11 protein-coding genes are annotated in these 13,132 nt (G+C 64.3%); 5 read left to right on the top strand and 6 right to left on the bottom strand.

Annotated features, from left to right (window positions below; genetic code table 11):
* The first annotated feature begins 78 nt into the window (after positions 1-78).
* A complete protein-coding gene (locus ACUJB0_RS23840; protein WP_444847391.1) occupies positions 79-834 on the top strand; it encodes an MBL fold metallo-hydrolase in 756 nt (251 codons plus the stop codon).
* Here the strand turns inward: ACUJB0_RS23840 and ACUJB0_RS23835 are convergent, their stop codons facing one another.
* The 6 genes from ACUJB0_RS23835 to purB form a co-directional block, all read right to left on the bottom strand.
* The gene (locus tag ACUJB0_RS23835) at positions 835-1,401 is read right to left on the bottom strand and encodes an NADPH-dependent FMN reductase (RefSeq protein ID WP_444847390.1); all 567 of its coding nucleotides are present in this window, start codon (positions 1,399-1,401) and stop codon (positions 835-837) included. It abuts the gene before it with no gap.
* 105 nt (positions 1,402-1,506) lie between these two features.
* A complete protein-coding gene (locus ACUJB0_RS23830; RefSeq protein ID WP_444847389.1) occupies positions 1,507-3,660 on the bottom strand; it encodes a S46 family peptidase in 2,154 nt (717 codons plus the stop codon).
* Between the two features lie 109 nt (positions 3,661-3,769).
* Complete coding sequence (locus tag ACUJB0_RS23825; RefSeq protein ID WP_161083560.1) at positions 3,770-4,336, bottom strand: YceI family protein; 567 nt, start codon at positions 4,334-4,336, stop codon at positions 3,770-3,772.
* A gap of 21 nt (positions 4,337-4,357) precedes the next feature.
* Entirely contained in the window at positions 4,358-4,909 is a 552-nt protein-coding gene (locus ACUJB0_RS23820; RefSeq protein ID WP_161099410.1) for a YceI family protein, read from the bottom strand.
* A 26-nt stretch (positions 4,910-4,935) separates the two neighbouring features.
* The gene (locus ACUJB0_RS23815) at positions 4,936-5,460 is read right to left on the bottom strand and encodes a cytochrome b (RefSeq protein WP_444847388.1); all 525 of its coding nucleotides are present in this window, start codon (positions 5,458-5,460) and stop codon (positions 4,936-4,938) included.
* A gap of 144 nt (positions 5,461-5,604) precedes the next feature.
* Positions 5,605-6,981 (bottom strand): adenylosuccinate lyase, encoded by a 1,377-nt coding sequence (gene purB / locus ACUJB0_RS23810; RefSeq protein WP_444847387.1) that lies wholly within the window; start codon positions 6,979-6,981, stop codon positions 5,605-5,607.
* Positions 6,982-7,088: 107 nt separating this feature from the next.
* Here purB and ACUJB0_RS23805 point away from each other — a divergent pair, with 107 nt between their 5' ends.
* The 4 genes from ACUJB0_RS23805 to ACUJB0_RS23790 all read left to right on the top strand — a co-directional run bounded on the left by ACUJB0_RS23805 (position 7,089) and on the right by ACUJB0_RS23790 (position 13,128).
* On the top strand, positions 7,089-7,697 hold the full coding sequence (locus tag ACUJB0_RS23805; RefSeq protein WP_444847386.1) for a glutathione S-transferase N-terminal domain-containing protein: 609 nt from the start codon (positions 7,089-7,091) through the stop codon (positions 7,695-7,697).
* A 3-nt stretch (positions 7,698-7,700) separates the two neighbouring features.
* Positions 7,701-8,747 (top strand): LacI family DNA-binding transcriptional regulator, encoded by a 1,047-nt coding sequence (locus tag ACUJB0_RS23800; RefSeq protein ID WP_444847385.1) that lies wholly within the window; start codon positions 7,701-7,703, stop codon positions 8,745-8,747.
* Positions 8,748-8,900: 153 nt separating this feature from the next.
* Positions 8,901-11,198 (top strand): TonB-dependent receptor, encoded by a 2,298-nt coding sequence (locus ACUJB0_RS23795; RefSeq protein WP_444847384.1) that lies wholly within the window; start codon positions 8,901-8,903, stop codon positions 11,196-11,198.
* On the top strand, positions 11,188-13,128 hold the full coding sequence (locus ACUJB0_RS23790) for an alpha-amylase family glycosyl hydrolase (RefSeq protein ID WP_444847383.1): 1,941 nt from the start codon (positions 11,188-11,190) through the stop codon (positions 13,126-13,128). The genes ACUJB0_RS23795 and ACUJB0_RS23790 overlap by 11 nt, the downstream gene beginning before the upstream one ends.
* The last annotated feature ends 4 nt before the right edge of the window (positions 13,129-13,132 follow it).

Raw genomic sequence — 13,132 nt, 5'->3', positions numbered from 1 at the left:
CGTGTATTGAGTTGCTTCAAGAAAACCTTATGCGGCTGGTGGTCTACTGGAGAACTGGAACTTGGCCGGGAGGAAGCGATGGGCAACCGTTACGGATGGCGCGCGGTGATCGTGTTGGCGCTGCTGGCGCTGGGGTGCAGGGTGGGGCTGGCGCAGATCGGACCGCGCTATGTGATCGAGCTGGACGGCGCGGCGCAGGCGGAGCCGACCGCGCCGGGGCGGGTGCAGCTGGCGGGCAAGGGCCTGGCGCTGATCCGCTTCCAGGGGCTGACCATCCTGACCGTGGGCGCCGATGCGGACGCCTACAGCGCCGAGGCTGCGCGCCGGTGGCCGGCGGCCGACCTGCTGCTGGTGACGCCGGCCAGCGCCGGCCACTACGGCGGAGTGGCGCCGCTGGCCTCGCTGGGCAAGCTGCCGGTGATCGTGGTGGAGCCGGTCGCCGCCGGGCTGGCGTCGGCCAAGTCGGTGCTGCGGCCGCCGCAGTTCTATCCGATGCAGACCTGGGACTCGCTGCATCTGCGCAAGGGCAAGACGCGGCTGCGTGTGACGGCGCTGCCCGGCCCGCCGGGCTCGGTGAATGTGGCGGGCTTCATGCTGGAGGTAGGCAACAGCTGGGCCTCGTACCGGCTGTACATCAGTTGCGAGCCGGTGGGCGCGGACGCGGCGGGCACGCTGGCCCAGCGCCTGCCGGGCGCGGACCTGGCGCTGCTGCCGGACCGGAATGCGCCGCTGCTGCTGGCGCTGCAACGCGCGGCGCCGCCGGCGGCCGGGGCCGCGGCCAGGCCGGCCGCGCTGACCGAGGCCGGCCACGCCTTCAAGGCGATCAAGCGCTGATCAGGCCTTGGCGTTGGTGTCCACCCAGGCGGCAAAGGCGGTCATGAACTTTTGCAGGAACTCCCGCGTGCTGTCGTTGTTCAACTTGCCGTCGTCGCCGAGCAGCTTGGCGGCGCCGCCGATGTAGGCTTCCGGCTGCTGCAACAGCGGCATGTCGAGGAACACCATCGTTTGGCGCAGGTGGTGGTTGGCGCCGAAGCCGCCCGTCGCGCCCGGCGACACGCTGACGATGGCGGCCGGCTTGCCGCTCCAGATGCTGCTGCCGTAAGGGCGCGAACCGACGTCAATGGCGTTCTTCAGCGGCGCCGGTATCGAGCGGTTGTATTCCGGCGTAAGGAACAGCACCGCCTGGGCTTCCTTCATGCGCTGGCGGAAGTGGGTCCAGGTCTGCGGTGCGGTGGCGCCGTTTTCCTCCAGGTCCTGGTTGTACAGCGGCAGTTCGCCGATCTCGACGATCTCCATCTGCAACGACGGCGGCGCCAGCGCGATCAACTCGTGGGCGAACTTGCGGTTGAGCGAATCCTTGCGCAGACTGCCGATCACTACGGCGACTTTTTTCGCGGCCATGACTTCTCCTGAACACGGTTGTGGGAAGCCCTTAATGTAACCGATCCAAGAAAAAAACCACGCCGCGTTGCCGGGGCGTGGTTTCGTGGGTGACGCGGGGGAGGCTTATTCCGCGTGCATTTCCTTCAGCAGGTTGTCGGCGTGGTCCACGTGTTTCATGTTCCACAGGATGTAGCGCAGGTCGACCTGGATGTCGCGGGTGTTGGCCTTGTTGAAGTCCCAGTCCGAGATGATGGAGTCGAGCGTGCCGTCGAAGGCTAGGCCGATCCACTCGCCCTTGGCGTTCAGCGCGGCCGAACCGGAGTTGCCGCCGGTGATGTCCAGCGTGGCCAGGAAGGCGACCGGCACCGATTTCAGTTTCGGATCGGCGTACTTGCCGAAGTCCTTGGCCTTGATCGCGGCCAGCTGGGCTTTCGGTGCGTTGAACTCGCCCACGCCGGTGGCCTTGGCGGCCACGCCTTCGACCGTGGTGAAGGCCTTCCAGGTTGTGCCGTCGGCGCCGTGGTCGCGGCCGGCGATCTGGCCGAAGGTCACGCGCAGGGTGCTGTTGGCGTCAGGGTAGACCGCCTGGCCCTTGCTCTGCATGAAGGCGATCTTGGCCTTCATGTAGTTGGCGTAGGCTTGCTGCAGCTTGCCGCCCAGTTCTTCCTCGTCGGCTTCGTTTTTCATGTCCATGTCGTACATGGCGACGGCGGTCTTGATGAAGGCGTCGTTGCTGGCCTTGAACTCCGCCGGCGTCTTGCCGATCCAGCTGGCGCGCTCGGCGGCGTCGCCCAGCTTGCTGCCGGCGTACATCGCGTCCAGCACCGCTTGCAGGTCGGCCTTGCTCATGCCGTCCTTGATGCCGAAGATGGCGTCGAAGCTGGCGTTGCGCTGGGCTGCCGGCTGGGCCGCGTATTTCGACAGGCTGTTGATCACCAGCGCCTTGTCGACTTTTTCATCGTAGTTGCGCACCAGCGCTGCCACCGACGATTTGATGCGCGGCACGTCGCGGACCTGGTAGCCGGACTTGCGTTCGGCGTCAGGCTTGGTGTTCTCGTTGGCCAGGCGGTACAGCATGCGCGCGGTGTTGAGCAGGCGCGGCTTGGACGAGGCCAGGAAGTAGTCGCGCTTGGTTTCGGCGTCGCGCTGGGCGATCAGCTTTTCCACCAGCTCGATATCGCCGGCGTATTCGGCCTTGCGGGCAGGGTTGGCGTTGATCCAGGTCTTCAGCGCCTCGTGCTCGGCGGTTTTACGCTGCAGCATATCGCTGCCGGCGTAGGAGTCCAGCATGCCCTGGCGGTTCTTGTAGTAGTTGTTGATGCTGGCGACCTGCGACGCGTATTTCAGCGCGGTGTCCTTGTTGTCCTTGGTGGCGTCGGCGATGATGGCCAGGTTTTCCGCCGAGGTCTTGACGAAGGCCGGGTAGCTCCAGTCGAAGGTGTAGGCCACTTCCGACGGCAGGCGGTGGCGGTTGGTGCGGCCCGGGTAGCCCAGCACCATGACGAAGTCGCCTTCCTTCACGCCTTCCTTGGCCAGCTTCAGGTAGTGCTGCGGAATGTAGGGGACGTTGTCCTTGCTGAAGTCGGCGGCCTTGCCGTCCTTGCTGACGTAGGCGCGGTAGAAGCCGTAGTCGCCGGTGTGGCGCGGCCACATCCAGTTGTCGGTATCGCCGCCGAACTTGCCGACGCCGACTGGTGGCGCGTGCACCAGGCGCACGTCGCGGATTTCCAGTTGTTTGATCAGGTAGTACTCCAGGCCGCCGTAGTAGGACGACACGGTGCAGCGGTGGCCCTCGTCTTTTTCGCACTCGGCCTGGATGGCTTTCTGGTTCTTCTCGATCGCGTCGCTGCGCTTCTTGCCGCTCAGTTTGACGACATCGGCGGTGATCACCTGCTTGCTGACGTTGGTGACGGCCTTGGTCACGAAGATGCGGCTGCCTGGCGCGGCCGGCAATTCCTCGGCGAAGCTGTGGGCCAGGAAGCCATTGGCCAGCAGGTCGCGTTCCGGCGTGGAGTTGTGCGCCACGCTGCCGTAGACGCAGTGGTGGTTGGTGGCGACCAGGCCTTGCGGCGACACGAAGGAAGCCGAGCAACCGCCCAGGCTGACGATGGCGCCCATCGGGAACTCGGTCAGTTTGGTCAGGTTGGCGGGGTCGAGTTTGAGGCCGGCGGCCTTCAGTTGCTTGGCTACTTGTGGCAGCTGTTGCGGCATCCACATGCCTTCATCGGCGTGGGCTGCGGTGCTCAGGATGGCGAGCGCGATCAGTGATTTGTGCATTTTTGTCGTTGTTGAAGTGGTGGTAAGGGGAACAACGACGGGAGTATAACAATAAAAAAACCCCGCGCATCCGTTGGATGGGCGGGGTGCGGCCGGCAACGAGGCTTGCTTAGTCGGCCTTGATGGCTTCGATCTGGATCGCCAGTTTGACTTCCGGGGCGAAGGCCGGGGTGCCGTAGTTCAGGCCGAAATCGGTGCGTTTGAACTCGGCCACGGCGTTGGCGCCGCAGACTTCACGTTTGTAGCGCGGGTGCATGATGCAGTTGAACTTGTCCACCTTCAGCGCCACCGGCTTGGTCACGCCCAGCAGCGTCAGTTCGCCATCCACGCCGACCAGCTTGTCACCTTCGAACTTGAACGACTTGCTCTTGTAGGTGATGGTCGGGAATTTCTCGACGTTGAACATGTCGGCCGTCTTGGCGTGGCTGTTCATCTTTTCCATGCCGAAGTCGATCGAGTCGGCGGCGATGGCGATGTCCAGCGCGCCAGTCTTGGCGGCGCGGTCCATCGTGACGGTGCCGCTGGTCTTGTCGAACTTGCCGCGCCAGACCGACAGGCCCATGTGGTCGGCCTCGAAGCTCGGGTAGGTGTGCGTCGGGTCGATGTTGTAGGTGGCGGCGATGGCGGACGTGGCCGAGGCGGCCAGCAGGGTGGCGATCAGGATTTGCAGTTTCATCTAACGGTCTCCGGGGAAAAATTATTGCGCGACGACGTGGAACTTGATGGTCACTTCATCGGCCACCATGCCGGTGTCTTTCCATTCGCCTTCGCCGATGTTGTAGGCCAGGCGTTTGATCGGCAGCGCGCCTTCAAACACTTGCTTGCCGCCGTCGGCCTTGACCGTCAGCGGGAAGCTGATGTCGGCGGTCTTGCCCTTGATGGTCAGCTTGCCGGTGACGTTGAGCTTGCCCGCGCCGGCGCTCTTGATCGCGGTCGAGACGAAGGTCGCTTTCGGGAACTGGGCCGAGTTGAACCATTCCTTTTTCGCCACTTCCTTGTTCATGTCGGCGTCGCCCACGTCCAGGCTGGCGGTCTCGACTTCGACGGTGGCCTTGGAGGCGTCCGGCTTGGCCGCGTCGTAGTCGATGGCGACGGTGTATTTCTTGAACTTGGATTCGACCGGCACGTTCATTTGCTTGAACACGGCCGATACGGTGGACTTGGCCGGATCGGTCTTCAGCGCGGCGGCGCTGGCGGCCAGGGCGATACCCATCATCGAGACGAGGGCGAGTTTTTTCATGGTTTTCATAGAAGCTCCGGTGATGTGGGTGGGGGTTACGGCAGCATGCGTTTGAGCGTGGCGTCGCGGTCGATGAAGTGATGCTTGAACGCGGCCAGCGCGTGCGCCACGACGGCGGCGGCCATCGTCATGGTCAGAACATAGTGAACGGTTTTTAAGATCGGCTTAAGCTCGGCGTTCGGCTCGATGAGGGCCGGCAGCTGGAACAGGCCCAGGTACACCACCGGCACGCCGGCCGCGTACGTGTACAGGTAGCCGGAGATTGGCACCGCGAAGATGAAGAAGTACAGCAGGTAGTGCATGCCGTCGGCCACCTTGTGCTGCCACGCCGGGATGCTGGCCAGCGGCGGCGGCGGGGTATTGGCCTTGCGCCACAGCAGGCGGATGGCGGCCACGCCCAGCACCGTCACGCCCAGCCATTTGTGCCAGGAGTAGTACTTGAGCTTGGTGGGCGTGATGCCGTGGATGTCCACCATGGTCAGGCCGAGGAAGAAGGCGGCGATGATCAGCAGGGCGGTCAGCCAGTGCAGCAACATGGCCGTTTTGGTATAGCGTTGCATAAGCGTTAGCTCCAGGAAATAGTACGTGTTAGGACTAATATACCAAAGAAATGCGATGCGTGCTGGGCGGGAATAAAAAAGGCAAAAAAAGCCCCCGGGACAATAGTCGGCGGGGGCTAGTGTAAAACAGTTTGACGGGTTTGCTTAGATGGCTTTAGCCAGATCCGTCGCGATGCCGATGTAGTTGGCCGGGGTCATGGCCAGCAGCAGGTCCTTGGCGTCCTGCGGAATCGCCAGGCCGGTGATGAAGTCGCGCAGCGCGTCCTTGGAGATGCCTTTGCCGCGCGTCAGCTCTTTCAGCTGCTCGTACGGGTTCTCGATGCCGTAGCGGCGCATGACGGTTTGCACCGGCTCGGCCAGCACTTCCCAGTTGGCGTCCAGGTCGGCGGCCAGGCGGGCGTGGTTCACTTCCAGCTTGTTCAGGCCGCGCAGGCAGCTGTCGTAGGCCAGCAGCGTGTAGCCCAGGCCGACGCCGATGTTGCGCAGCACGGTCGAATCGGTCAGGTCGCGCTGCATGCGCGAGACTGGCAGCTTCTCCGACAGGTGCTTGAGCACGGCGTTGGCCAGGCCCAGGTTGCCCTCGGAGTTTTCGAAGTCGATCGGGTTGACCTTGTGCGGCATGGTCGACGAGCCGATCTCGCCGGCCTTGGTCTTCTGCTTGAAGTAGCCCAGCGAGACGTAGCTCCAGATGTCGCGGTTCAGGTCCAGCAGGATGGTGTTGGCGCGGGCGAAGGCGTCGAACAGTTCGGCCATGTAGTCGTGCGGTTCGATCTGGATGGTGTACGGGTTGAACACCAGTCCCAGGCGCTGCTCGATGACGTTCTTGGAGAACGAAGCCCAGTCGAACGATGGATAAGCCGACAGGTGGGCGTTGTAGTTGCCGACCGCGCCGTTCATCTTGCCGAGGATTTCAACCTGTTCGATGCGCTTGATGGCGCGCTGCAGGCGGGCCACGACGTTGGCCATTTCCTTGCCCAGGGTGGTCGGGCTGGCGGTCTGGCCGTGGGTGCGCGAGAGCATCGGCACGTCGGCGTTGTCGATGGCGATTTCCTTCAGGCGGGCGATGACCTTGGTCAGCGATGGCAGCATGACGCTGTCGCGGGCGGCCTTGAGCATCATGCCGTGCGAGGTGTTGTTGATGTCTTCCGAGGTGCAGGCGAAGTGGATGAACTCCGACGCGGCCACCAGTTCCGGCACGTCCTTGACCTGCTCCTTCAACCAGTACTCCACGGCCTTGACGTCGTGGTTGGTGACGGCTTCGATTTCCTTGATGCGGGCGGCGTCCTGTTCGGTGAACTCGTTGGCGATCTTGTCCAGCAGGGCGGTGCCCGCGGCCGAGAACGGCTTGATTTCAGCGAAACCGGCCAGCGACAACGCTTGCAGCCAGGAGATTTCTACTTTGACGCGGTGGTGCATGAAGCCCGATTCGGACAGGATGGGACGCAGCAGGTCGGTTTTACCGGCGTAGCGGCCGTCCAGCGGCGACAGCGCCGACAGCGTGGAGTAAGGAGTAGTGGTCATGATGGGAAGGAGGCAGGGTTAAAATTGCGCAAAGGTAGATTTTACCATTGGCCGGCCATCAGGCCTCCGATGTTATACTGTTGTCTGATCTTCCACTCTAAGCCTCTATGAAACTCATCGGTTCCCTCGCCAGTCCTTATGTCCGCAAAGTTCGTGTCGTCCTGGCGGAAAAAAAGCTGGATTACCAGTTCGAATTGGAAGATGTGTGGGCCGCGGACACCACCATCGACAAGCTGAATCCACTGGGTAAAGTGCCCAGCCTGGTGATGGAGGATGGCGACGTCATGATCGATTCGCGGGTCATGGTCGAGTATCTCGATACGCTGACGCCGGTTTGCAAGTTGCTGCCGCCGAACGGCCGCGACCGCGCGGACGTCAAGTGCTGGGAAGCGCTGGCCGACGGCATCCTGGACGCTGCCATCATCGTGCGCCTGGAGCGCATCCATCGTCCGCCGGAGCAGCAGAGCGAGGCGTGGATGGCGCGCCAGATGCGCAAGGTGCAGCTGGGCCTGGCATCGCTGTCGGACAAGCTGGGCGAGTCGCCGTACTGCGCCGGCATCCATTACTCGCTGGCCGACGTGGCGGTCGGCTGCACGCTGGCCTGGCTGTCGTTCCGCTTCCCGGAAATCACCTGGCGCGACGACCATCCCAACCTGGCCCGCCTGCTCGACAAGCTATCCGAACGCCAGTCGTTCAAGGACACGGTTCCGCGCTAAGCCATGCCCAAGACCACGCCGCCCGACGCGGACAGCTCCGCCCAGCAGCGGCGCCTGCAGATGGCCGACATCGCGCGGCTGGCTGGCGTGTCGACATCGACCGTGTCGCGCGCGCTGGCCGGCAGCAAGCTGGTCAGCGAGGAGACGCGGGTGCGCATCATGGAGCTGGCGCGCTCGCTCAAGTACACCATCAACATCGGTGCGCAGAACCTGCGCATGAAGCAGAACCGCACCGTCGGCGTGGTGATCCCGTACGACTCGGCCACGCGCCAGCATCTGTCCGATCCCTTCTTCCTGTCGATGCTGGGCAGCCTGGCCGACGCGCTCACCGAGCTGGGTTTCGACATGCTGGTCTCGCGCGTGGACGCCGAGGAGCTGGACGCTGCGGCCGCGCCGTTCGATACCGGCCGCGTGATCGGCATCATCCTGATCGGCCAGTGGCGCCACCATGAACAACTGAACCAGCTGGCCGCGCGCCATGTGCCCATCGTGGTGTGGGGCGCGCAATTGCCGCAGCAGCTGTACTGCACCGTCGGCGGCGACAACGTCACCGGAGGCGAGCTGGCGGCCGCGCACCTGATCGCGCAGGGCCGCAAGCACATCGCCTTCTTCGGCGACATCAACCTGCCCGAGGTGGGCCAGCGCTACGAGGGCCAGTGCCGCGCGCTGCGCAAGGCCGGCATGCAGGTCGATCCGGCGCTGCAGGTGTCGGTGTCCTTCCTGCCGGAGGGCGGCCGGGAGGCGGTGCAGGAACTGCTGCGCCGTGGCGTGCCGTTCGACGCGGTGTTCGCGGGCAGCGACCTGATGGCCATGACCTCGATTAACACGCTGCGCCAGCACGGCTACGAGGTGCCGCGCCAGGTCGCCGTGGTCGGCTACGACGATATCGAGCTGGCCGGCTACTTCCATCCACCGCTGACCACCGTGCAGCAACCGATACGCGAGGCTGGCCGGGCGCTGGTGTCCCAGTTGCTGGAGCTGGTCGACGGCCGTCCGGCGCCTTCGCTGCAAATCCCTACCCAATTGATCGTCCGCAACAGTTCTGTCTGATTTATGCAACCGATTGCATAAACCTCACAATGAGGGCTGCAAATATCTTTTTGCAGAGTTATGCAATCGATTGCATTAAATCGAAAACCGAGGAATAATGGCGTACCTGCTCAATTTAATGGCAGATCAAAACGACAATATCTGGAGACGACAATGGAACAACGCACATTCAAAATGGGCGGCATCGCTGCCGCTGTTGCAACGGCTGTCCTGCACATGGGTAGCGCCTCGGCGCAGCAGGCCGCACCGGCCACCCCGGCCGATGGCTTGAACATGGAGCGCGTGGTCGTCACCGGCACCTCCGGCGGTTCCACCAAGATGAAGACCAGCGTCTCGATCAGCACCCTGGAAGGCGACACCATCAAGAACAGCGCGCCGCTGAGCGCCGCCGAGGTGCTGCGCTCGGTGCCGGGCGTGCGCTCGGAATCGTCGGGCGGCGAGGGCAACGCCAACATCACCGTGCGCGGCGTGCCGATTTCGGCCGGCGGCGCGCGCTATGTGCAGATCCAGGAAGACGGCCTGCCGGTGCTGCAATCGGGCGATTTCAACTTCATCACGCCGGACAGCTTCGTCAAGATCGACGGCACGCTGGACCACCTGGAAGTGGTACGCGGCGGTTCGGCGTCCACGCTGGCGACCAATGCGCCTGGCGGCATCATCAACTTCATCACCAAGACCGGCGAGGAGAAGGGCGGCCATGTGGGCATCAGCCATGGCCTGGGCTACGATGAGACCCGCCTGGACTTCGACTACGGCGCGCCGATCTCGGACAAGACGCGCTTCTTCATCGGCGGGAACTACCGCACCGGCGAGGGCGTGCGCAACACCGGCATGAGCACCGAGGACGGCGGCCAGATTCGCGGCAACTTGACGCATGACCTGGACAATGGCTTCATCCGCGTATCGTTCAAACACGTGGACGACAAATCGCCGACCGCGCTGCCGGTGCCGGTGCAGGTGGTGAACCAGCAGATCCAGGAAATCCCCGGCATCGATCCGCGCAAGGTGACGTTCTACTCGCCGTACTGGGTGCGCGATGTCACGCTGGGCAAGAACAACACGCCGGTGTCGACCAACGTCAACGACGGCCTGAAAGTGAAGAGCGACACCATCGGCCTGGAAGGTTCGTTCGACCTGGGCGACGGCTGGAACCTGAGCGACAAGTTCCGCACCTCCAGCAACAGCGGGCGTTTCACCGGTGTCTTCGCCGGTAACAACGGCACGGTTGGCAGCTATGTGTTCGCGACGGGGCCGAGCAAGGGCCAAGCCTACAATGGCCGCGCCTTCTCCGCCGTGGTGTTCAACACCGCCATCGACGACGCGGGCAATACGCTCAACGACACCAAGCTGGCCAAGACCTTCAAGCTGGCCGACGGCTCCAAGTTGACCACCACCGCAGGCCTGTATCTGTCGACGCAGAAGCTGGCGCTGACCTGGAACTTCAATGAGTACCTGATGCAGGCCACCGGCGACAAGCCCGCGCTGCTGCAGACTTCCAGCGCCACGCCAGGCCTGGTCGGTCCGGCCTTCGGCGGGTGCTGCTCGCGCGCGGTCGATATGGAATACAAACTGACTTCGCCTTACCTGAACGTGGGCTATGAAACCGGTCCGCTGAACATCGACGCCAGCGTGCGCCAGGATCGCCAGCGTGCAAGCGGCACGGCCAACATCGCGACCCTGAGCGGCGGCGCATTGCGCTACGATCCGGCCACGCAGCAGCTGGTGGACTACAAGATCAACCACAACTCGTACTCGGTCGGCGGCAACTACCGCATCACCAGCAGCCTGGCGGCGTTTGCACGCGTCAGCGATGGTGTGGCCTTCAACGCGGACCGCATCCTGTTCGGCACTCCGCTGGATGGCAGCGCGCCGATCAACATCAACACCGTCAAGCAGATCGAGGGCGGCGTGAAGTGGCGCAGCGGCGGCGTGAGCACCTTCGTGACGCTGTTCCAGGCCAAGACCGACGAGAGCAACTACGAGGCGACCACGCAGCGCAGCACCTCCAACAAGTATGACGCCAAGGGTGTGGAGCTGGAAGGCGCGTATGCGTGGAACGATTTCCGCGTCACCGGCGGCATGACCTACACCGACGCCAAGATCACCGGCACCGCGCCAGGCGATGTGGCGGTGATCGGCAACACGCCGCGCCGTCAGGCCAAGGTGGTGTACCAGATCGCGCCGACCTACACATTCGGCCAGGCCACCGTTGGCGCCAGCTTGATCGGCACCGGCAAGTCGTGGGGCGACGATGCGCACACCATCGTGCTGCCGGCGTATGAAGTGGTGAACGCCTTCGTCAACTACCGCGTGACCGAGAAAGCCACGCTGTCGCTGAGCGTGAATAACCTGTTCAACAAGATCGGCTACACCGAAGTCGAAGGCGACGGCCATGCCGCCCGCTCCATCACCGGCCGTGCCGCGAAAGTCAGCCTGTCCTATGCCTTCTAAAGTAATGTCGGACCGCCTGCTGGCGGTCTTGCCCGACGACCTGCGCCCGCAGGCTGCGCAGCGGCTGGCGGCGGCGGAGCCTGTGCTGCGCCGGCTGCTGGCCGGCCTGTATGGCGAGCGTGCCGATTTCGACGCCTGGTTGGGTGATCTGATGGAGTCGCTGGGCGCGCTGTATTCGGCGCGGCCGCCGGAACTGCGGGCGCTTGACGCGCAACGCGCCGCGCAGCCGGAGTGGTTCCTCAGTCAACGCATGCTGGGCTACTGCGCCTACGTGCAGAACTTCGGCGGCGATTTGAATGGCGTGGCGGCGCGCATCCCATATCTGCGAGAGCTGGGTGTGAGCTATCTGCATCTGCTGCCGTTCCTGCGTCCGCGCGCGGGCGAGAATGATGGCGGTTTCGCTGTCGCGAGCTTCGATGAAGTCGATCCTGCGTTGGGCAGCAATGCCGACCTGGATGCGTTGACCACGCAATTGCGCGCGGCCGGCATCAGTCTGTGCTCGGACTTCATCCTGAACCACGTGGCCGACGATCACGCTTGGGCGCAGGCGGCCAAGGCTGGCGACGCGGCGGCGCGGGCGATGTTCCATGTGTTCCCTGATCGCGATATGCCGGACCGCCACGAGCGTACGCTGGGCCAGGTGTTCCCGCAGGTCGCGCCGGGCAATTTCACGCATGTGGAAGCGATGGGCGGCTGGGTGTGGACCACGTTCTACCCGTATCAGTGGGACCTGAACTACGCCAACCCGGCGGTGTTCGCCGAGATGGCCGCCGCGATGCTGCGCCTGGCCAATCGCGGCATCGAAGTGTTCCGTCTCGATTCCACCGCCTTCCTGTGGAAGCGCGAAGGCACCAACAGTATGAACCAGCCGGAGGCGCACCAGTTGCTGCAAGCCTTGCGGGCCATCGTCGATATCGTCGCGCCGGGCGTGCTGCTGAAGGCCGAGGCCATCGTGCCGACGCGCGAGTTGCCGGCCTACCTGGGCAGCGCGGCGGCTCCTGAGTGCCACATCGCCTATCACAGCAGCCTGATGGCGGCCGGCTGGGTGGCGCTGGCGGAGCAGGGCACCGGCGTGCTGCGCGAAGTAATCCGCAACACGCCCGCGCTGCCCGCCGCCGCGACGTGGCTCAGCTACGTGCGCTGCCACGACGACATCGGCTGGAACGTGCTGCGTGCCGAGGCCTCGGCCGGCGGCGATGGCGGCGGAATCGGCAGCGAAGGCAATGGCCGTGGCGATGCCGGCAACGGCGGCAGCAGCGGCAACGGCAGCGTTGGCAGCGCGGCGCGGCTGGCGCGTGTGGCGCGCTTCTTCAGCGGCGCGGAGGGCAGCTACGCCGTCGGCGCCGCCTTCCAGAGCACCGATCCGAACGCGGCGCACGGCAGCAACGGCATGGCCGCATCGCTGACCGGCCTGCAGTCGGCCGGCACCGACGAGGAACGCGCGCTGGCGTTGCGCCGCATGCTGCTGCTGCACGGCCTGGCCCTGAGCTTCGGCGCGCTGCCGGTGCTGTACATGGGTGACGAGCTGGCGATGGAAAACGACTACAGCTACCTGCAACGCCCGCAGCACGCGATGGACAGCCGCTGGCTGCAACGGCCGGTGTTCGACGAGCAGCGCTGGAAGCATCGCTACGATGTATCCACTGTGCCCGGTATGATGCATCAAGCGTTGGCAAGGCTGGTGCGCATCCGCCGCAGGCACGATGCGCTGGCTGCCAACGCGCCCCGCACGCTGCTGGCCGATGCGCCGGATGGCATGCTGGCGCTGGCGCGCGGCGACCGCTTCCTGACGCTGATGAACTTCTCCAGCCAGCCGCAAAGCTATGCGCTGCAAGGCGCATGGCGCGATTGCGTGGCGGAGCAGGCGGCGGGCGCGAATGGCGCATTGGTGCTGGAACCATACGCGATGTACTGGCTGGAACGCGAATAATATA

The sequence above is a fragment of the Duganella caerulea genome, from assembly GCF_040362985.1.
Classification (GTDB): Bacteria; Pseudomonadota; Gammaproteobacteria; order Burkholderiales; family Burkholderiaceae_D; genus Rugamonas; species Rugamonas vulcania.
The sequence above is the reverse complement of the archived record's forward strand: the minus strand, read 5'-3'. Positions and strand labels throughout refer to the sequence as shown.